General features: G+C 70.6%; 18 protein-coding genes and 1 pseudogene. 13 read left to right on the top strand and 6 right to left on the bottom strand.

From position 1 onward, the window contains the following. Positions 1-88 precede the first annotated feature (88 nt). From OH735_RS07225 to OH735_RS07210, 4 genes are all read left to right on the top strand, one after another. Complete coding sequence (locus OH735_RS07225) at positions 89-442, top strand: hypothetical protein (RefSeq protein WP_406386948.1); 354 nt, start codon at positions 89-91, stop codon at positions 440-442. A 77-nt stretch (positions 443-519) separates the two neighbouring features. Further along, positions 520-1,959: a CitMHS family transporter gene (locus tag OH735_RS07220; protein WP_406380443.1), complete on the top strand. Its 1,440-nt coding sequence runs from the start codon at positions 520-522 to the stop codon at positions 1,957-1,959. Further along, entirely contained in the window at positions 1,956-3,239 is a 1,284-nt protein-coding gene (locus OH735_RS07215) for an MFS transporter (RefSeq protein ID WP_406386449.1), read from the top strand. Before OH735_RS07220 ends, OH735_RS07215 begins: the two co-directional genes overlap by 4 nt. Before the next feature lie 115 nt (positions 3,240-3,354). Continuing rightward, a complete protein-coding gene (locus tag OH735_RS07210; protein WP_406380441.1) occupies positions 3,355-5,241 on the top strand; it encodes an ABC transporter ATP-binding protein in 1,887 nt (628 codons plus the stop codon). Between the two features lie 197 nt (positions 5,242-5,438). On the opposite strand, the gene OH735_RS07205 is transcribed toward OH735_RS07210, so the two are convergent. After that, positions 5,439-5,780 carry a hypothetical protein gene (locus tag OH735_RS07205; protein WP_406380440.1) on the bottom strand — a complete coding sequence of 114 codons (342 nt, stop codon included), beginning with the start codon at positions 5,778-5,780 and terminating at the stop codon, positions 5,439-5,441. Between the two features lie 103 nt (positions 5,781-5,883). Here OH735_RS07205 and OH735_RS07200 point away from each other — a divergent pair, with 103 nt between their 5' ends. After that, on the top strand, positions 5,884-7,272 hold the full coding sequence (locus tag OH735_RS07200) for an aldehyde dehydrogenase family protein (protein WP_406380438.1): 1,389 nt from the start codon (positions 5,884-5,886) through the stop codon (positions 7,270-7,272). A gap of 50 nt (positions 7,273-7,322) precedes the next feature. Continuing rightward, positions 7,323-8,402, top strand: a complete 1,080-nt coding sequence (locus tag OH735_RS07195) for a Zn-dependent alcohol dehydrogenase (RefSeq protein WP_406380436.1) — start codon at positions 7,323-7,325, stop codon at positions 8,400-8,402. Between the two features lie 215 nt (positions 8,403-8,617). On the opposite strand, the gene OH735_RS07190 is transcribed toward OH735_RS07195, so the two are convergent. Genes OH735_RS07190 through OH735_RS07180 form a run of 3 tightly spaced genes read right to left on the bottom strand, consistent with a single transcriptional unit; the run spans position 8,618 to position 11,062 of the window. Further along, complete coding sequence (locus tag OH735_RS07190; RefSeq protein ID WP_406380435.1) at positions 8,618-9,601, bottom strand: DMT family transporter; 984 nt, start codon at positions 9,599-9,601, stop codon at positions 8,618-8,620. Positions 9,602-9,634: 33 nt separating this feature from the next. Further along, on the bottom strand, positions 9,635-10,357 hold the full coding sequence (locus OH735_RS07185; RefSeq protein ID WP_406380433.1) for an ArsR/SmtB family transcription factor: 723 nt from the start codon (positions 10,355-10,357) through the stop codon (positions 9,635-9,637). A 15-nt stretch (positions 10,358-10,372) separates the two neighbouring features. Further along, entirely contained in the window at positions 10,373-11,062 is a 690-nt protein-coding gene (locus tag OH735_RS07180) for a TetR/AcrR family transcriptional regulator (RefSeq protein WP_406380431.1), read from the bottom strand. A gap of 65 nt (positions 11,063-11,127) precedes the next feature. Between OH735_RS07180 and OH735_RS07175 the strand changes: the two genes are divergently transcribed. The 3 genes from OH735_RS07175 (at position 11,128) to OH735_RS07165 (ending at position 13,366) form a co-directional block, all read left to right on the top strand. Beyond that, the gene (locus OH735_RS07175; RefSeq protein ID WP_406380430.1) at positions 11,128-12,279 is read left to right on the top strand and encodes an acyl-CoA dehydrogenase family protein; all 1,152 of its coding nucleotides are present in this window, start codon (positions 11,128-11,130) and stop codon (positions 12,277-12,279) included. A gap of 91 nt (positions 12,280-12,370) precedes the next feature. Beyond that, a complete protein-coding gene (locus tag OH735_RS07170) occupies positions 12,371-12,661 on the top strand; it encodes a YiaA/YiaB family inner membrane protein (RefSeq protein WP_406380429.1) in 291 nt (96 codons plus the stop codon). An 81-nt stretch (positions 12,662-12,742) separates the two neighbouring features. Next, positions 12,743-13,366: a TetR/AcrR family transcriptional regulator gene (locus tag OH735_RS07165; RefSeq protein WP_406380427.1), complete on the top strand. Its 624-nt coding sequence runs from the start codon at positions 12,743-12,745 to the stop codon at positions 13,364-13,366. A 13-nt stretch (positions 13,367-13,379) separates the two neighbouring features. Here the strand turns inward: OH735_RS07165 and OH735_RS07160 are convergent, their stop codons facing one another. Continuing rightward, on the bottom strand, positions 13,380-13,841 hold the full coding sequence (locus OH735_RS07160) for a MaoC family dehydratase (RefSeq protein ID WP_406380425.1): 462 nt from the start codon (positions 13,839-13,841) through the stop codon (positions 13,380-13,382). Between the two features lie 127 nt (positions 13,842-13,968). Here OH735_RS07160 and soxR point away from each other — a divergent pair, with 127 nt between their 5' ends. Continuing rightward, on the top strand, positions 13,969-14,442 hold the full coding sequence (soxR, locus tag OH735_RS07155; protein ID WP_406380423.1) for a redox-sensitive transcriptional activator SoxR: 474 nt from the start codon (positions 13,969-13,971) through the stop codon (positions 14,440-14,442). A 114-nt stretch (positions 14,443-14,556) separates the two neighbouring features. Here the strand turns inward: soxR and OH735_RS07150 are convergent, their stop codons facing one another. Then, on the bottom strand, positions 14,557-15,168 hold the full coding sequence (locus OH735_RS07150) for a hypothetical protein (protein ID WP_406380421.1): 612 nt from the start codon (positions 15,166-15,168) through the stop codon (positions 14,557-14,559). A gap of 473 nt (positions 15,169-15,641) precedes the next feature. Between OH735_RS07150 and OH735_RS07145 the strand changes: the two are divergent. The 3 genes and pseudogenes from OH735_RS07145 (at position 15,642) to OH735_RS07135 (ending at position 19,759) form a co-directional block, all read left to right on the top strand. After that, positions 15,642-16,147: pseudogene (locus tag OH735_RS07145) on the top strand (Tn3 family transposase). Continuing rightward, positions 16,041-17,279: a tyrosine-type recombinase/integrase gene (locus tag OH735_RS07140; protein ID WP_406380419.1), complete on the top strand. Its 1,239-nt coding sequence runs from the start codon at positions 16,041-16,043 to the stop codon at positions 17,277-17,279. The pseudogene OH735_RS07145 and the gene OH735_RS07140 overlap by 107 nt, the downstream one beginning before the upstream one ends. Then, complete coding sequence (locus tag OH735_RS07135) at positions 17,276-19,759, top strand: tyrosine-type recombinase/integrase (RefSeq protein ID WP_406380417.1); 2,484 nt, start codon at positions 17,276-17,278, stop codon at positions 19,757-19,759. The genes OH735_RS07140 and OH735_RS07135 overlap by 4 nt, the downstream gene beginning before the upstream one ends. Positions 19,760-19,780 lie beyond the last annotated feature (21 nt).

Raw genomic sequence — 19,780 nt, 5'->3', positions numbered from 1 at the left:
CCCCGCGCCGACGACCCGGTGACGGTGTCACGAGAACACCTCCCCGCCATGCCTACCGGTCGGTATGCTCGGCCGTGTTTGCCCGCGCATGAAGGTGCGTACGCACGCCACGCACGCGCCGACGCTGCCGCCGCCCTCGCAGAGCGCCCACTTCGACTTCGCGTTCGACGCCTTCGCCGTACACAACCAGGTCCGGTACACCCGGCTCCGCCGAGCCCTGGCCGACCGGCGGGACCCGGACGCGCTCCTCCTCCTCCTCGGCCGCCGCCATCTGCGCTCCAACAACAGCTGGCTGCAGAACACCGCCGAAAGTGCCGCCGGTTGTGCCGCCGACGGGGTCGCCGGACGCGTCGCCGGACGTGCCGCCGGTTGTTCCCAGCGTGTGACTACCGCGTTGACCTGGGGTTTTGCTCGTATTGCTCGCATGTCAACATCTTGTTAACGCGGCGAGGCGCGCCCTAACGTCATCCGGACCGCCGGCTCCGGCGGGAGTTCAAGGGTGAACGATAGGTATCCCACATGCTGACAATCCTCGGCTTCGCCATGATTGCGACCTTCCTGGTCCTGATCATGATGAAGAAGATGTCGCCGATCGCGGCGCTGGTCCTCATTCCCGCACTGTTCTGCGTAGCCGTCGGCCAGGGCGCGAAGCTCGGTGACTACGTCATCGAGGGCGTCGGCAACCTGGCCCCGACCGCCGCGATGCTGATGTTCGCCATCGTCTACTTCGGCGTGATGATCGACGTCGGCCTCTTCGACCCGATCGTGCGGGGCATCCTGCGCTTCTGCAAGGCCGACCCGATGCGGATCGTCATCGGTACGGCGGTGCTCGCGGCGATCGTCTCGCTCGACGGCGACGGCTCCACCACCTTCATGATCACCGTCTCGGCGATGTATCCGCTCTACAAGCGCCTCAAGATGAGCCTGGTCGTGATGACCGGCATCGCCGCCACGGCGAACGGCGTCATGAACACCCTTCCCTGGGGCGGCCCCACCGCCCGTGCCGCCACCGCGCTCAAGCTGGACGCGGGCGACATCTTCGTCCCGATGATCCCGGCGCTCGGCGTCGGACTGGCCGCCGTCCTGCTCCTGGCCGTCGTGCTGGGCCGGCGCGAGCGCAAGCGGCTCGGCACGCTCACCCTCGACGAGGTGCTGACCACGGAGACGGTCACGGAGTCGGAGACGGTTCTCGTCGGGACGGGTGGCGGCAGCGACCGTACCCGTACGAACTCCGGCGGAGCCGGTACGGGGACGGGCACGGGTTCGGACGCCGACGATGCCGAAGGCGCCGAAGCCGATGCGGGCGAGGACGAGGGCTTCAAGGGGCTGGACCCGAACCGCGCAACCCTGCGACCCAAGCTCTACTGGTTCAACGCGGGCCTCACCGTCGCCCTGCTCACCGCGATGATCATGGAACTGATGCCGATCCCGGTGCTCTTCCTGCTCGGCGCGGCCCTCGCCCTGACCGTCAACTTCCCCCACATGACCGCCCAGCGGGCCCGCATCGCCGCCCACGCCGACAACGTCCTCAACGTCTCCGGCATGGTCTTCGCGGCCGCCGTCTTCACCGGCGTCCTCTCCGGAACCGGCATGGTCGACCACATGGCCGACTGGCTCGTCGGCGCGATCCCCGACGGCATGGGCCCGCACATGGCGATCGTCACCGGCATCCTGAGCATCCCGCTGACGTACTTCATGTCCAACGACGGCTTCTACTTCGGCGTCCTCCCCGTCCTCGCCGAAGCCGGCGCCGCCCACGGTGTCTCCCCGCTGGAGGTCGCCCGCGCCTCCCTGGTCGGCCAGCCGCTGCACATGTCGTCCCCGCTGGTCCCGGCCGTCTACGTCCTCGTCGGCATGGCGAAGGTCGAATTCGGCGACCACACCAGGTTCACGGTCAAATGGGCCGCACTCACCTCCCTGGTGGTGCTCTGCGCCGGACTCCTCTTCGGCATCATCTGACCGTGTCCCGTACCCAAGAGCCCGGCAGGAGCTGGCTGCTGCGCCTCGTCATCGCCTTCGCCTTCGCGCAGGGGGCGGTGTCGATGGCGCGACCCGCCGTCTCCTACCGGGCTCTCTCGCTGGGCGCGGAAGAGCGCGCCATCGGCGTGATCACCGGTGTGTACGCGCTCCTGCCGCTCTTCGCCGCCGTCCCGCTCGGGCGCAGGACCGACCACGGCCGCTGCGCGCCCCTCCTGCCGTTCGGCGTCGTCCTGATCGCGGGCGGCTGCGCGCTCAGCGGCCGGGCGGGTTCGCTGACGGCGATGGCGGCCTGGAGCGGCGTCATGGGGCTCGGCCATCTCTGCTTCGTCATCGGCGCCCAGTCGATCGTCGCCCGCCAGTCCGCCCCGGCCGAACAGGACCGCAACTTCGGCCACTTCACCATCGGCGCCTCCCTCGGCCAGCTCATCGGACCGATCGCCGCCGGGTACGTGATCTCCGAGCGGGACGGCGCCATGGCCCGCACGAGCGCACTCGCCCTGATCGTCTCGGCGGCCGTCGCCACCGTCTCCTTCGGCTCCCTCTGGCGCATCGAGCACCGCTCCACGCCCGCGGCCCGCCGCGCGGAACCGGCCGCCAAGGTCCCCGTCGGCCGCATCCTGCGGGCCCGCGGGGTTCCGGCCGGGATCTTCATCAGCCTCGCCGTGCTCTCCGCCACCGACATCCTCACCGCCTATCTGCCCGTCGTCGGCGAGCACCGCGGGATCGCCCCCGCCACCATCGGGCTGCTGCTCAGCCTCCGTGCCGCGGCCACCATCGCCTGCCGCCTGGTGATGACCCCGATGCTCCGCGTCCTCGGCCGTACGGCGCTGCTCACCTCGACCTGCCTGCTGGCCGGATTGCTCTGCGCGGGCATCGCCCTGCCCGTCCCCGTGGCGGCGCTGGCCGCGATGCTCGCCGTGCTCGGCTTCTGTCTCGGGGTCGGCCAGCCGCTGTCGATGACCACCGTCGTCCAGGCCGCCCCGCCCGAGGCCCGCTCCACCGCACTCGCCCTCCGGCTGACCGGAAACCGCCTGAGCCAGGTCGCGGCCCCCGCGTCCGCCGGTCTGATCGCCGGAGTGGCGGGCACCGCCGCCCCGTTCGTCATGCTGGGCGCGCTCCTGCTCGCGGCCGCGGGGCTGGGGATACGCGGCGGGCGCGGCCGGAACGCCGAAGCGGCCCCGGCGGTGCCGGAGCCCCGGCACCGTCCGTGCTCCCATGGATCGGAACCGCGCCTCACGGACGACCGGAACCACACCTGACGCTTCCCGCGCACCCGCCCCCTACGCGCAGGCTTTGCGTGAATCGTTCCCACCGCCCGGGACCGTGGGCAACGCCATTGACCTCAAGTCCACTGGAGGTCGTACGTTTCCTCCCATGAGTATGGAAGCCACCGCGTGGACACAGCTCCACAACGTCATGAACGCGCAAGCCGACCGACGCCCCTTCGACCGAGCCACCCTGCGGCGCATCGCCACGTTCGCCCGTCCGCACCGGCGCCGCGTCGCCCTGTTCCTGCTCCTGAGCGTGGCGACGGCGCTGCTCGCGGTCGCCACACCGATCCTCGCCGGACGCGTCGTGAACGCGATCGTGGCCGGCAAGGACGGGGGAACCGTCACCCGGCTGTCCCTGCTCATCGCCGTGATCGCCGTCGCGGAGGCCGCGCTCGGGCTGGCCGGCCGGTGGCTCTCGGCGAACCTCGGCGAAGGACTGATCCTCGATCTGCGCACCGCCGTCTTCGACCATGTGCAGCGCATGCCGATCGCATTCTTCACCCGCACCCGCACCGGCGCGCTCGTCAGCCGCCTCAACAACGACGTCATCGGCGCCCAGCGCGCCTTCAGCAACACACTCTCCGGCGTCGTCAGCAATGTCGTGACGCTGCTCCTCACCCTCGGCGTCATGCTCTCCATCTCCTGGCAGATCACCGTGCTCGCCCTGGTGCTGCTGCCGGTGTTCGTGCTGCCCGCGCGCCGCATGGGTACGCGGATGGCGAGACTCCAGCGGGAAGCGGCGGCCCACAACGCCGCGATGGGCACCCGGATGACCGAGCGCTTCTCCGCACCCGGCGCCACCCTGATCAAGCTCTTCGGCCGGCCCGCCGACGAGTCCGCCGAATTCGCCGCCAGAGCGGGCCGAGTGCGCGACATCGGGGTACGCACGGCCATGGCCCAGTCCGCGTTCATCACCGCCCTGACCCTGGTGTCCGCGCTGGCACTCGCCCTGGTGTACGGGCTCGGCGGGTTCTACGCGCTGCGCGGACAGCTGGACGCGGGCGCGGTCGTCGCCCTCGCCCTGCTGCTGACCCGGCTGTACGCGCCGCTCACCGCCCTCGCCGGGGCGCGCGTCGAGGTGATGAGCGCCCTCGTCAGCTTCGAGCGGGTCTTCGAGGTCCTCGACCTGGAGCCGCTCATCGACCAGAAGCCGGACGCGCGGGCGGTCCCGGAGGGCCCGGTGTCCGTGGAATTCGACCGGGTACGGTTCGGCTACCCGTCCGCCGACAAGGTCTCCCTCGCCTCGCTCGAAGACGTCGCGACCCTCGACACCCGGGGTGGCGACGAAGTGCTGCGCGGGGTCTCCTTCCGCGCCGAACCCGGTCAGACGGTGGCACTCGTCGGCTCGTCCGGAGCGGGCAAGTCGACCATCGCGCAACTGTTGCCGCGCCTGTACGACACCGACGAGGGTTCCGTACGCATCGGCGGCATCGACGTACGCGACCTGTCCGCCGACACCCTGCGCGACACCCTCGGCATGGTCACCCAGGACGGCCACCTCTTCCACGAGTCGGTCCGCGCCAACCTCCTGCTCGCCCGGCCCGAAGCCACCGAGGAGGACCTCTGGGACGCGCTGCGCCGCTCACGCCTGGACGGTCTGGTCGCCTCGCTGCCCGACGGGCTCGACACCGTCGTCGGCGAACGCGGCTACCGGCTCTCCGGCGGCGAACGCCAGCGGCTGACCATCGCCCGGCTGCTGCTGGCCCGCCAGCGCGTCGTCATCCTCGACGAGGCCACCGCCCACCTGGACAACACCTCCGAGGCGGCCGTCCAGGAGGCCCTCACCGAGGCCCTCGCCGGACGCACCGCAGTGGTGATCGCCCACCGGCTCTCCACCGTACGGGCCGCCGACCTCATCCTGGTCGTGGAGAACGGGCAGATCGTGGAGCGCGGCACCCACGAAGGACTCCTCGCGGCCGGCGGCCGGTACGCGGAGCTCTACCGCACCCAGTTCGAGACCCCCGGCACGGAGCCCGCGGAACTCGGCTGACAACGGCCGCCCGGGAGCCGATGGCCGGCCGGGCACATGGAACGGGCGACGGCCGCCCGGACCGACGGCCGCCCGGACCGACGGCCGCCCGGCGGACCCGGAACGGGCGGCGGACCCGGAACGCCCGGCGGACCCGGAACGGGCGGCGGACCCGGAACGGGCGGCGGTCACCCGGCGAGGACGGTCCGGACGCCGGGTCAGCCGGGAAACCCGGTCCCGGCGACGCCCCAGTCCGCTCCGATGTCCTCGACGCCCCATCCGGGGGTGACCGGATCGGCGTCGGTGGCGGCGTCCGAGACCGCGCTCTCGGTGGCGTCGAGCTCGTAGTGGTGCTCCTTGACGATGCTCGCCACGTCGGAACGGTGTGCGAGGGCCTCGACGAGTCGCTGGTCGCCGGTCACCTTGACCGCGTTGGCGATCCAGAAGGACTCGTAGCCGACCTTCTCCTTGTCCAGGAAGGACGTGAGCGGTCGCTGGCTGTTCCTCGCCTCGGCGCGCAGCGCCGTGAGCGCATGGCATGACACCGTGACGGGAGCCATGGCGAGCACCCCTGGCGAAATGGCCCCTGGCACCAAAAAACTAACAGCGCTAGTTTGGGGTGCGGACGACTACGCCGTATCCACGGCCCCCGGGAGGAACGCGATGAAGGCCCACGACGGGATGTATATCGGCGGCGAGTGGCGCACCGCCGCGGGCACGGACACGATCGCGGTGGTCGATCCGGCGGACGAGCAGGTCATCGCCCATGTCCCGGCCGGCACCGCCGAGGACGTCGACGCCGCCGTGTCCGCCGCGCGCCGGGCCTTCCCCGCCTGGGCCGCGACACCGCCCGCCGAGCGCGCCGCGAGGATCGCAGCCCTGCGCGACGTCCTCGTCGCCCGCAAGGACGAGATCGCGGAGACGGTCACCGCCGAACTCGGCGCACCGCTGCCCTTCTCGCAGGCGGTGCACGCGTCCGTACCGATCCTGGTGGCCGGTTCGTACGCCGAACTTGCCGCGTCGTACGCCTTCGAGGAGCAGGTCGGCAACTCCACCGTCTACGCCGAACCGGTCGGCGTCGTCGGCGCGATCACCCCGTGGAACTACCCGCTGCACCAGATCGTCGCCAAGGTCGCCCCCGCGCTCGCGGCCGGCTGCGCGGTCGTCCTCAAGCCCGCCGAGGACACCCCGCTGACCGCCCAGCTCTTCGCGGAGGCCGTCCACGAAGCGGGCGTCCCCGCGGGCGTGTTCAACCTGGTCACCGGCCTCGGCCCGGTCGCGGGACAGGCGCTCGCCGAACACCCGGGCGTCGACCTCGTCTCCTTCACCGGCTCCACCGCCGTCGGCAAGCGGATCGGCGCCACGGCCGGCGCCGCGATCAAGCGCGTCGCCCTCGAACTGGGCGGCAAGTCCGCCAACGTCATCCTGCCGAGCGCGGACCTCGCCAAGGCCGTCGCCGTCGGCGTCGCGAACGTCATGGGCAACTCCGGCCAGACGTGCAGCGCCTGGACCCGGATGCTCGTGCACACCTCCCGGTACGACGAGGCGGTCGCGCTCGCCGCGGAGGCCGCCGCCAAGTACGGCGACCGCATCGGCCCCCTCGTCAACGCCAAGCAGCACGCGCGGGTGCTCGGCTACATCGAGAAGGGCGTGGCGGAGGGCGCGCGTCTGGTCGCGGGCGGCCCCGAAGCCCCGCGCGAGCAGGGCTACTTCGTCAGCCCGACCGTGTTCGCCGACGTCACCCCGGAGATGACCATCGCCCAGGAGGAGATCTTCGGCCCGGTCGTGTCGATCATCCGTTACGAGGACGAGGACGACGCCCTGCGCATCGCCAACGGCACCGTGTACGGCCTCGCGGGCGCGGTCTGGGCGGGCGGCGACGCCGAGGCGGTGGCGTTCGCCCGCCGGATGGACACCGGGCAGGTCGACATCAACGGCGGCCGGTTCAACCCGCTCGCCCCGTTCGGCGGCTACAAGCAGTCCGGCGTCGGCCGCGAGCTCGGTCAGCACGGACTGGCCGAGTACCTCCAGACCAAGTCCCTCCAGTTCTGACCGTCCGCCCCCGCACCGATCCCCGCTGCCGACCGTCAAGGAGCCTGTTCGTGGTCCGCGCCGCCGTACTGCCCGCCGTCGGAGCTCCCCTGGAGATCACCGACATCGAACTCCCGGAGCCCGGCCCCGGCCGGGTGAGGGTCGCTCTCGCCGCCGCGGGCGTCTGCCACTCCGACCTCTCCCTGTCCGACGGCACCATGCGGGTGCCCGTCCCCGCCGTCCTCGGACATGAGGGCGCGGGCACCGTCGTCGCGGTCGGCGAGGGCGTCACCCACGTCGCGCCCGGCGACGGCGTCGTACTCAACTGGGCACCCTCCTGCGGAAGTTGCCACCACTGCGGGATCGGCGAGGTCTGGCTCTGCGTCAACGCGCTGACGGGCGCCGGGGGCATCCACGCCCGCACCGCCGACGGCACCGAACTCCACCCCGGGCTGAACGTGGCCGCGTTCGCGCAGGAGACCGTCGTCGCCGCGAACTGCGTTCTGCCCGCCCCGGACGGCATCCCGCTCACCGACGCCGCGCTGCTCGGCTGCGCGGTCCTCACCGGATACGGCGCGGTCCACCACAGCGCCCGGGTGCGCCCCGGCGAGTCCGTCGTCGTGTTCGGCATCGGCGGCGTCGGCCTCGCGGCGCTTCAGTCCGCCCGGATCGCGGGCGCCGCGAAGATCATCGCCGTCGACGTGTCCCCCGAGAAGGAGGAACTGGCCCGGCAGGCGGGCGCCACCGACTACGTGATCGCCTCCGACACCACCCCGCGCGCGATCCGCAAACTCACCGGCGGCCAGGGCGCCGACGTCGCGATCGAGTGCGTCGGCCGGCCCGCCACCATCCGCGGCGCCTGGGACGCCACCCGCCGCGGCGGCCGCACCACGGTCGTCGGCATCGGCGGCAAGGACCAACTGATCACCTTCAACGCCCTGGAGATCTTCCACTGGGGCCGCTCGCTGACGGGCTGTGTGTACGGGAACAGCGACCCGGCCCGCGACCTGCCGGTCCTCGCCGAGCACATCCGGGCGGGCAGGTTCGACCTCTCCATGATGGTCACCGAACGGATCGCGCTGGACGGCATCCCGGCGGCCTTCGACAACATGATCGCGGGCAAGGGAGGCCGCTCACTCGTGGTGTTCTGAGCCGGGTCGTCACTGGACACGGTCAGGCCATCGGCCCAGGCTGCGCCCGCTCCGTGGTCAGCAGCCGGGCGTCCATCTCGCCCCGTTCGAAGAGCCGGGAGGCCACCGCTGTCGGCCACGGCGAAGCCGTCGAGCCCGGAGCCGCCGTAGCGCGCCGCCTCCGTGAGGGCGTCCGGCGCGGCTTCCCGGGCCCGGCCGACTGCTTCATCGCCTTCCTACGGCCGCTCGGTTCCTTGGCGCTCCGCATCATGTCGGCGTCCCTCCACCGGCTGTGCCGGAATTTTCCGCGTCGGGCCAGTCTGCGTACGCGCACGGGAGACCGCCACCCCGGCCAGACAGAGCAGACCTCCGCCCACGGCGAGCGGCGCGGGCACCTCGTCCAGCAGCAGCCAGGACATCAGCACCACCAACGCCGGCACGGCATAAGTGGTGGCGCCCATCCGTCCCGCTGTGGTCCGGGCGAGCGCGTAGGCCCAGGTGGTGAAGGCCAGCGCGGTCGGGAAGAGGCCCAGGTAGACCATGTTGAGGGTGGCGGACAGCGGCGCGGCGGCGGCGTCGGAGATCAGCGCGCCGGAGAACGGCAGACACGCGACGGCACCGACCAGGCAGCCGAACGTGGTGATCTGCAGCGCGGAGCCGTGCCGCAACGCGGGCTTCTGCCCGACCACCCCGGCGGCGTACGCCACCGCCGCGAGCAGACAGAGCACCACACCGGGCACCGACGCGTTCCCGTGCCCCGATATGGAGAGTCCGACGACGACGGCGCCCGCGAACGACACGGCCATGCCCGCCACCAGCCTGCCGGGCAGCCCCTCACCGAGCATCCGGGCCCCGAGCAGCGCGATCAGGAGCGGACCGATGTTCACCACCATCGCGGCCGTGCCCGCGTCGACCTGCTGCTCACCCCAGTTGAGGAGCACCATGTACAGGCCGAACCACAGCAGTCCGGACTTGATGATCCCCGGCCAGGCGGCCCGCGACGGCAGCCCCTCGCGCCGCAGCAGCAGGAGTGCGCCGAGCGCCACGGAGCCCGTGAGCAGCCGGCCGAGCGCGAGCGCACCGGGCGAGTAGGCCTCGCCGGCGCTGCGGATGGAGACAAAGGCGGAGGCCCACAGCACCACGGTGGTGCAGGCCGCGGCGGGGGCCCGCCAGTCACGATGTGCCGAGGGGGTCGCCGCCGGGGCGGGTGTCGTCGTCATGTCCCCGACCGTAGGGCCGCGACCGTTCGGCACCTACCGAATTGAATCCGGCTCGATGCCGAGGTGCTCGTACAGCGCCCGTTCCCCCTCCGCGGTAGCCTTCACCGCACGCCCGGACCCGATCCGTACGCACCACCGCGCATCCAGCGCGTACCGGCACAGCGCCGCGCCCGCGACCCCTGCCAGGTGCGGTCTGCGCTCCGTCCAGTCCAGACAGCTCCGTACGAGCGGACGCCGCGACCTCGACTCCAGAGCGATGCCCAGCCCGCCGAACCAGCCGATGCCGTCGTCGGTGAGCGCGAAGCCGGCGTCCTGCTCCAGCAGCCCCCGTACGGTCATGGCATCGGCGATCGCGATGCCGATCCGGCCCGCGAGATGGTCGTAACAGGTACGGCCGCGAGTCAGCGCGCTCCCGGCGCTCGCCGCGCGCAGTGTGCGCGGCCGCTCGGGCACGGCGTCGGTGACGACCTGGGCGGCCAGATCCTCCACGAGGTGCGCCGCCCGTTCACCGGCGAGCCGCAGATAGCGGTGGCGGCCCTGCCGCTCCTCGGCCAGCAGCCCGCCCGCGACGAGCTTGCCGAGGTGTTCGCTGGCGGTGGACGGCGCCACCGAGGCGTAGCGGGCCAGCTCGCCCGCGGTCCAGGCGCGGCCGTCGAGCAGGGCCAGGCAGAAGGCCGCGCGGGTCTCGTCGGCGAGAAGCGCGGCCAGGGCGGCGAGCCGGGGCGCGGCCGGGTCGGGGTGTGCCATGCGTGCCATGTGTTCCAGGATGCGTCAGGAACGCTTCGGCGCCGGCCGAACCGTCCCGGCGGGCGGCAGCTGCCCGCGCTCCAACTGCTCGTACTGGAGCGAGAGACCGTCGACGAGTGCCCGCAGCCCGGTCTCGAACGCTCCCTCGTCGACCTTCTGGCGGCGGTCGGCCAGCAGATGGGCCTGGCCGAGGTTCGGGTAGTCGGCGGGGTCGTACGCCGTCTCGTCGTCCACGAAGCCGCGGGCGAACGAACCGAGGGCCGAGCCGGTGATGAAGTAGCGCATCAGGGCCCCGATGTACGTCGCCTGGGCGGGCGGCCAGCCGGCCCTGACCATCGCGCCGAAGACCGCGTCGGCGACCCGCAGGCCGGCCGGGCGGCGACCCGGTCCCTGGGCGAGCACCGGGACGATGTGCGGGTGCTCGGCGAGCGCCGCACGATAGGAGACGGCCCAGTCGTGCAGGGCGGCGCGCCAGTCACGGGCGTCCGACTCGTCGAACATCGACAGATCGACCTGGGCGGACACGGCGTCCGCGACCGCGTCCAGGATCTCGTCCTTGTTGCGGAAGTGGTTGTAGAGCGAGGGCCCGCTGACCCCGAGTTCGGCGGCGAGCCGGCGGGTGGAGACGGCGTCGAGCCCCTCGGAGTCCACGAGTGCGCTTGCCGCCTCGACGATGCGGTCTCTGCTGAGGAGGGGCTTGCGCGGTCGGGCCATGCGGCACATAGTAGGGCCTGCGAACGAAAAACTAGCAGTGCTAATTAAAGGTGGGGAGTCGAAGGGTGAACCTGGAGCTCAGCGAGGAGCAGGAAGCCGCCCGGCAGCTCGCCAAGGACTTCGTCGCCCGGGAGATCGCCCCCCACGTCGTGGCATGGGACCGGGCCGAGAACATCGACAAGTCGATCGTGAAGAAGCTGGGTTCCGTCGGCTTCCTCGGACTGACCGTCCCTGAGGAGTACGGCGGCTCGGGCGGCGACCACCTCGCCTACTGCCTGGTCACCGAGGAGCTCGGACGCGGCGACTCCTCGGTCCGCGGCATCGTCTCCGTATCTCTCGGCCTGGTCACCAAGACGATCGCGGCCTGGGGCGACGAGGAGCAGAAGCGGCACTGGCTGCCGAGGCTCACCGCCGGCGAGGCGATCGGCTGCTTCGGCCTCACCGAGCCCGGCACCGGTTCGGACGCCGGGAACCTGACGACGAAGGCCGTCCGGGACGGTGACACCTACGTCATCAACGGCAGCAAGATGTTCATCACCAACGGCACCTGGGCCGATGTGGTGCTGCTCTTCGCCCGTACCGAGGACACCCCCGGCCACCGGGGCATATCCGCCTTCCTGGTCCCCACCGACACCCCCGGTCTCGGCCGTCGCACCATCCACGGCAAGCTCGGTCTGCGCGGCCAGGCCACCGCCGAGCTGGTCCTTCAGGACGTCCGCGTCCCCGCCTCCACGCTCCTGGGCCCGGTGGGCAAGGGCTTCTCGATCGCCATGTCCGCCCTGGCCAAGGGCCGGATGTCGGTCGCGGCCGGCTGCGTCGGCATCGCGCAGGCCGCCCTCGACGCCGCCGTGGGCTACGCGGGCGAGCGCGAGCAGTTCGGCAAGCCCATCGCGAGCTACCAGCTCGTCCAGGAACTCATCAGCGACATCTCCGTGGACGTCGACGCGGCCCGGCTGCTGACCTGGCGGGTGGCCGACCTCATCGACCGCGGCGAGGACTTCGCCACCGCCGCGTCCCAGGCGAAGCTCTTCGCCTCCGAGGCCGCCGTCCGCGCCGCCAACAACGCCCTCCAGGTCTTCGGCGGCTACGGCTACATCGACGAGTACCCGGTCGGCAAGCTGCTGCGGGACGCCCGCGTGATGACGCTGTACGAGGGCACCAGCCAGATCCAGAAGCTCATCATCGGCCGCGCGCTCACGGGGGTCTCCGCCTTCTGACCGCTGTGTCGCTGCTCGAACGGGAGTCTGAGTACCGGACTGAGTACGGGGACGGATGTGGTGCACACCGCGTGGGCCGATGCTGGGCGCCATGAGTGAGACAGCATCGGTCAAGCAGCAGAGCACCGCGGCCTTCTACGGCCAGGCCGTCGCGTCCTTCGGGGTGGCGATGGCCGCGATGACTCTCGGTATCTACTTCCTGGACGCCGACGCCTGGGTCCGCGGGTTCCTCGCGATCGGCGTCCTCTATCTCGTCACCTCCTGCTTCACCCTGGCCAAGGTCATCCGTGACCGGCAGGAGGCGGGGCAGATCGTCAGCCGGGTCGACCAGGCCCGGCTGGAGAAGATCCTCGCCGAGCACGATCCCTTCCAGAAGGTCTGACGGTCCCGCCGGACGGACCCTAAGCGCTTGCTCAGGTTCGGGGTATGGTGTTCGTCCTGCTGACGAGAGGGGCGAGTGACGATGAGCGCGGCGGAGGAGACCGACGGCGGCAGTGCGCCGTGGGCCGAGGTGACGCCCGAGGCGGCCAGGCGGCTCCTCGTCGCAGCCGTCGAAGCCTTCGCCGAGCGCGGGTACCACGCCACCACCACCCGTGACATCGCCGGCCGGGCGGGAATGAGCCCCGCCGCGCTCTACATCCACTACAAGACCAAGGAAGAACTGCTCCACCGGATCAGCCGGATCGGCCACGACCGCGCCCTGTTCGTCCTGGAGGCCGCGGCCGACGGCGGCGGCACGGCGGCCGAGCGGCTGGCCGAGGCCGTACGGTCCTTCGTCCGCTGGCACGCCGAACGGCACACCACGGCCCGCGTGGTCCAGTACGAACTCGACGCCCTCGGCGAGGAGCACCGCGCCGAGATCGTCGAGCTGCGCCGCAGGAGCGACGCGGTGGTGCGCCGGATCATCAGCGAGGGCGTGCGGGACGGGGAGTTCGACGTACCCGACATCCCGGGCACCACGCTCGCGGTGCTCTCGCTCTGCATCGATGTGGCGCGCTGGTTCAACGCGCAGGGCAGCCGGACGCCGGACGAGGTCGGCGAGCTGTACGCCGACCTCGTGCTGCGCATGGTCGCTGCCCAGCGGTAGCGCCGGGGCGCCGTCAGAAGTAGTAGCGCGACACCGACTCGGCCACGCACACCGGCTTGTCGCCGCCCTCGCGCTCGACCGTGACGACTGCGGTGACCTGCACGCCGCCGCCGGCCTCCTCGACGCTCGTCAGCACGGCTGTCGCGCGCAGCCGGGAACCCACGGGCACGGTGGACGGGAAGCGGACCTTGTTCGTCCCGTAGTTGATGCCCATCTTCATGCCCTCGACCCGCATGATCTGCGGGACGAGCGCCGGCAGCAGCGACAGCGTGAGGTAGCCGTGTGCGATCGTCGTGCCGAACGGGCCGGTCGCGGCCCGCTCCGGGTCCACATGGATCCACTGGTGGTCACCGGTGGCGTCGGCGAAGAGGTCGATCCGCTTCTGGCCCACCTCCAGCCACTCGCTGGGCCCCAACTGCTCGCCCACCCCGTCGCGCAGCTCCTGCGCGGACGTGAAGATCCTCGGCTCTGCCATGTCCCTGGTCCCTGCCCTTCCCGCTCTCGGCCGTAACAACGCCTTTCTAAGCGCTTGCTCAGAATGGTTGGCGGTGCGGTTCCTGTCAACGACGGACCGCCCGGGGAGGCCAAGTAGGGTTGGAGGAGTGCCCCAGATCCCACAGACACTCCAGGAACTCACGGTCGGTCAGCTCTCCGCGCGCAGCGGCGCCGCTGTCTCGGCCCTGCACTTCTACGAGGCCAAGGGCCTGATCAGCAGCCGTCGCACCAGCGGCAACCAGCGCCGCTACAGCCGGGACGCGCTGCGCAGGGTCGCGTTCGTCCGCGCGGCGCAGCGGGTCGGGATCCCGCTCGCCACCATCCGGGACGCCCTCGCCGAACTCCCGGAGGAGCGCACCCCCAACCGCGACGACTGGGCGCGGCTCTCCGCCACCTGGCGCTCCGAACTGGACGAGCGCATCGAGCAGTTGGGGCGGCTGCGGGACCATCTCACCGACTGCATCGGCTGCGGTTGCCTGTCGCTGGAGAACTGCGTGCTCTCCAATCCGAACGACGTCTCCGGTCAGCGGATCAGCGGCTCGCGGCTGATGCCGGAGCGACCGTCGGCCGACTGCCAGTAGGCCGACGGCCGGTGGGTCCGGGGGCCCGCCGGTTGCCCTTCGGCCGCGGGGCGCGGCCGAAGGGCGCGGGCGCCGGACGCCCCGCGCGGTGCGAGCGCCGATGGCGCCCGCCCCTCACGCCGCCGATGCCAGATCCCGGCGCCGTTCGCTCCGGGCCTTCGCCAGCGCCCCCGGCGTGAGCACCGGCTGCGGCACCAGGATTCCGCACCCCGTGCAGAGAGGCCCCGACCACGGCTCGCACCCCAGCTCCGACGCCCAGACGATCTCCGTCCCCGCGCACACCGGGCAGGCCGTGCCGGGCTCCGACTCCAGGGCGGCGATCAGCCGGCCGAGGACCTCGGCGAGCGGGGCCGAGGGGTGCACCTCCGGGTCCGCGCAGCGGGCGATCCCGTACCCGCCCCCGGTGCGCCGGTGCCAGTCGTCGAACGCGCCGGGCCTGCGCAGCCCGTCGTGCTTCTCCCGCCTGCGGCGCTCGGCGAACCCCGCCTCGTAACCGAGCCAGACGGCCCGCGCCGCCTCCAGCTCGTCCAGCGCGCGCATCAGCCGCACCGGATCGGGGGACCGGTCCTCGGGCCCGATCCCGTGCCGGGTGCACAGATGATCCCAGGTCGCCCGATGCCCGTAAGGGGCGAACCGCTCCAGGCACTTGCGCAGCGAATACCGCCGCAGCGCCAGGTCGCCCCGAGGGTCGCGCGCCTGTCTCGCAAGACTCCGAAATCCGGCCACCGCACTGCCACCTCCGTCGCTCGTGCTTCGACGTCGAGGAATGGACGTACGAGCCCCCGATCCGGATCCATCCACCTGCAATGACGTCCAGCATGCGAGATGGGGTGCCGGTAAGAAACCCCTGTCACCGATCCTGCTGGCTTTACTCGGTCACGCGGCGAGGGAGAGGTCGAGGCGGGCAAGGTGGCTGACGCGAGTACGCGGCTGCTGCTATTTCACCCCCACCCGCGACCGGGGACGTCAAGACGGCCGCTGCTGTCCTGCCCAACGGGCCGTCAGACCCGCTGGGTACGGAATAAGCCAGCAGGATCGTCACCAGCCGCAAACGGCGGTGATCTTGCGTAGGCGTCACCCGTGTGGGTGAGTCCGGGGCCGTACGGCTGCGGTGTGTGAAGCCCCGCGAGGACGATCGACGACTGTTGTGGCCCGTACGCCCAATCCGCTGGGAACTCATCGCCCAGCAGTACGACCAGATGATCAAGTACGCGACCGCGATCCGGACCCGCACCGCGTCCACCGAGGCGATCCTGCGGCGCTTCACCCGTAATGCCTCCCACCCCGCCTACGCGGCGATGCTGGAGGTTGGCCGGGCGCAGAGACCATCTTCGTGGCCCGCTACCTGCGGCTGAGGGGCCTTCAGCGGGAGATCGAGGAGGGCCTGAACGTCATGGAGTCCTCCAACGGCGCGAACAGCGTGATCGCCTACGGCAAGGGCGGCGAGATCGCCTCGAACCGGCGCGATGAACAGGAGATGTTCGTGCTATGCCTACGGATCTTGCGATCGGCCCTGGTCTACCTGTTGACTGAACTACCAGGAGGGTTTGCCCAGTTCAGGCGACAGCGCCGTCTACAGGTGGCTACGGTCCCGAATCATGATCGAGAGAGACGGGCAAGGCCGGGATCTGAGGTGGCTGGTCGTACCGCGGGTCGGTTCACTCGCGGAGACCGGCGATGTGTGGGAGCCGTACAGGCTGCTTGATCCGACGGGCGAAGTGGTTGAGCCAGTCGCGGTGTACATGAGGGACCTCCAGGCGATCGGACGGCCTGCGACGACGCAACGTTCGTACGGGATGGATCTGCTGCGCTGGTTCCGGTTCCTGTGGGCGATCGAGATCCCCTGGGATCAGGCGACCCGGGACGAGGCCCGGGACTTCTCCCGCTGGATCCAGATCAGCGACAAGCCGGGGCGGACGGGGGCCATGGTCGCCGCGAAAGGACCGAACCCGGTGACGGGAAAGACGGGGCCGGCCCGCACCTACGCATCGGCCACACGTGGTCACAGCGAGAGTGTGCTGCGCGGCTTCTACGACTTCCACCGCGATGCCGGGTCGGGGCCGATGGTCGACCCGTTTCCGCTGGCCCGTCGTGGTGCCCGGGCTCATGCCCACCACAATCCGATGGACCTCTACCGCAATGAGCGGACGGGACTCTATCGGCCTCGGCATGTTCAGCGAGTTCCGCGCAGTATCCCCGACGAGAAGTTCAACGAGCTGTTCGCTCAGCTGGGATCGCACCGGGACCGGGCACTCGTGGCCTTTTGGGTGTCCTCGGGGGCGCGGGCATCAGAGCTGCTCGGAGCTCAGTACGGCGATGCCGATCCCGGTCAGCAGCTGATCACGGTAGTTCGGAAGGGCACGCGGGCGATCCAGCAGGTGCCGGCCTCGCCGGATGCGTTCGTCTGGTTGAGGCTTTATCAGGCGCAGATGCACGGCCTGGTCCCCGCAGGTGGCGATGATCCGCTGTGGTGGACGCTGCGGCGGCCGTTCCGTCAGCTGGCTTATCACGCCGCGTATCGGATGTTCCGCCGCGCGAACGCGGCGCTGGGGGCCAACTGGTCCCTGCACGACCTGCGGCACACCGCGGCCTACCGGATGGCCCGTGACCCCGACATGCCGATCACGGACGTGCAGTGGGTTCTTGGTCATGCGCATTTGTCCACCACTCAGCTATACCTGAACCCGCTCCCCGAGGACGTGATCGCGGGAGTGCTCGCCCACCACGCCCGCAGGGCGGCAGGGGTATCACCGGCAACCGGAACAGCGGGGATCTCTTCGGCGGTGTCGTATCGGCCGGAGGCGTTGAACGTCCTGTTCGGGGAGGGCACCGCGTGACTACTCAGGCGCTGACCACAGCACGTTCCCCGCAGCGGCAGTACAGCCCTGAGATGGCGGCGATGCTGAAGAGCTTTCCGCCCCGCAGACCTGAGCAGAGCCGGAAGGCGACCGAGCAGTCGCGCGAGCAGGTGATGGAACAGATGCTCGCGTCGCCGTTCGTCCTTGAATCTTCGGCATCTCAGGCCCGGCGCAAGACCGGCATGACCAAGATCCTGGCGTGGCTGGAGCAGTACCCCGGACAGACCTGGCAGGACCGGTGGATGGCCAGCGGCGCAGACGCGGTCGGCAACATCGCCTGGCGGCGATTGGCGACCGGGTGGCTCCAGTCCACCGGCTGGTCCTACCAGGACCCGAAGAAGGACTTCGACGCCCTGGGCAGCGGAATGCTGCCGCTGATCAGCGGTGACGTCATCCGCCCCAGCCTGTCGTGGCTGCTGACTCCCGGAACAGTGCAGATCCTGACCGCCGAGATGGCCCGCAGCCGCGACCCGCAGGGCTTCATGGCTCTGGCTGCCCTCTGCCGGGAAGACCCTGCCAACTCCCATACAAAGGATGGCGCGTTGCGCCGGATCGCCACGATGATGGCCGCCAAGGGCGGCATGGTCAGCGACATCACCGTCGGGGACTGTCTTGAACTGGCGGCCCTGCTTCCGGGCATCGGCGGCCGCTCGGCGGACACGAGCGTGTACTTCTACCAGCTGCTGCACGCGACGGGCGTCTTCCCGGACGCTGCCCTGCCGACCGTCCGTATCTTCAACCCCAAGAACCAGGGACAGATCAGCGTCGAGCATATGATCGACCGCTATGACATCGTCTGCCGCCCCATGCGCGACCTCCTCGTCGACTACCTGCGCGAGCGCAGGCCCTCCCTCGACTACGCCTCGTTGCGGGCCGTGGCGTTCGGCTTGGGCAAGCTGTTCTGGAAAGACCTGGAGAACCATCACCCGGGAATCGACTCACTACGTCTGACGCCCGACATCGCGGCCGCGTGGAAGCAGCGGATCGCGATGAAGAAGACCCGTGGCAAGACCGCCAACGGTCAGAGCGTCGAGACGGACACCCCGCGCGCCGATCGGGGCATCAACTACGTGGCCATGGTCCGGGCCTTCTACCTCGATCTCGGCCAGTGGGCGATGGACGACCCCGCCCGCTGGGGCATCTGGGCGGCTCCCTGCCCGATCCGGGAAGAGGAGATGTCGCGCCGAAAGGAACGCTCCGGCCGCAAGTCCCGCATGGATCAGCGGACCCGCGAACGGCTGCCTGTTCTGCCGGTCCTGGTGCAGACGGTCGACACCGAGCGCAGGCTGGCAGCCGAGCGGCTGAAGGCGGCCCGGGCCGCCAGTCCGGGGTCCGACTTCACAGCGGCCGGCCAGACCTGGCACCGGCCGGTTACCAAGAATCCGGCCGCCAAGGTCTGGGCTGACGACCCCGAGACCGGACGCCGCCGTGACCTCACCCTGGAGGAACACCGGGCGTTCTGGTCCTGGGCGATCGTCGAAGTCCTCCGGCACACCGGAATCCGCATCGAGGAGCTGACCGAACTCTCCCATCAGGGCCTTGTCCAGTACCGGCTGCCGGGCACCGGCGAGCTCATCCCGCTCCTCCACATCGCCCCGTCCAAGACTGACGCCGAACGCCTGCTCGTCATCAGCCCCGAGCTCGCCGACGTGCTCAGCGCGATCATCAGCCGCATCCGTGATGCCACCGGCGCAGTCCCGCTCGTGGTGTCCTACGACAGCCACGAACGCGTCTGGAACCCGCCGATGCCGCTGCTGTTCCAACGGCGCGCCGGAGTGGAGAACCGGCCCATCCCGTTTTCCGGCATCAGAAAGGTGCTCACCGAGGCACTCGCCCACACTGGCCTCACCGACGTCGCCAACCGGCCACTGACCTTCACTCCCCACGACTTCCGCAGGCTGTTCATCACGGACGCGATCATGAACGGGATGCCGCCCCACATCACCCAACTCGTGGTCGGCCACCGGGATATCAACACCACCATGGGATACAAGGCGATCTATCCCGAGGAGGTCATCAACGGCCACCGGGCCTTCATTGCCCGCCGCCGCACCGCTCGACCCAGCGAGGAGTACCGGACTCCCACCGACGAGGAATGGAACGACTTCCTCGGCCACTTCGAACGCCGCAGGGTCGCCCTGGGCGACTGCGGACGCGCCTACGGAACCAACTGTGCCCACGAGCACAGCTGCCTGCGATGCAGCCTCCTCCGCCCTGATCCCGGACAGGCTGGCCGCATCATGGAGATCCGCGACAACCTGCTCGACCGCATCACTGAAGCCAAACGGGAGGGCTGGCTCGGCGAAGTCGAAGGACTCAAAGTGAGCCTAGCCGGGGCCCGGCAGAAGCTCGCCGAACTCGGCGAACGTGACCGTCGGGCCACCACCGTGAACCTCGGCATTCCTTCATTTCGCGACATCGCCGGCCACACCGTCACAGCCGCGGAGAACCTGACGTGACCTTCAACCGCGGGCGCGGCG

This window comes from Streptomyces sp. NBC_01618 (assembly GCF_045209435.1).
GTDB lineage: Bacteria > Actinomycetota > Actinomycetes > Streptomycetales > Streptomycetaceae > Streptomyces.
Note: the sequence above shows the minus strand (reverse complement) of the source record. Positions and strands in the feature narration are given on the sequence as shown.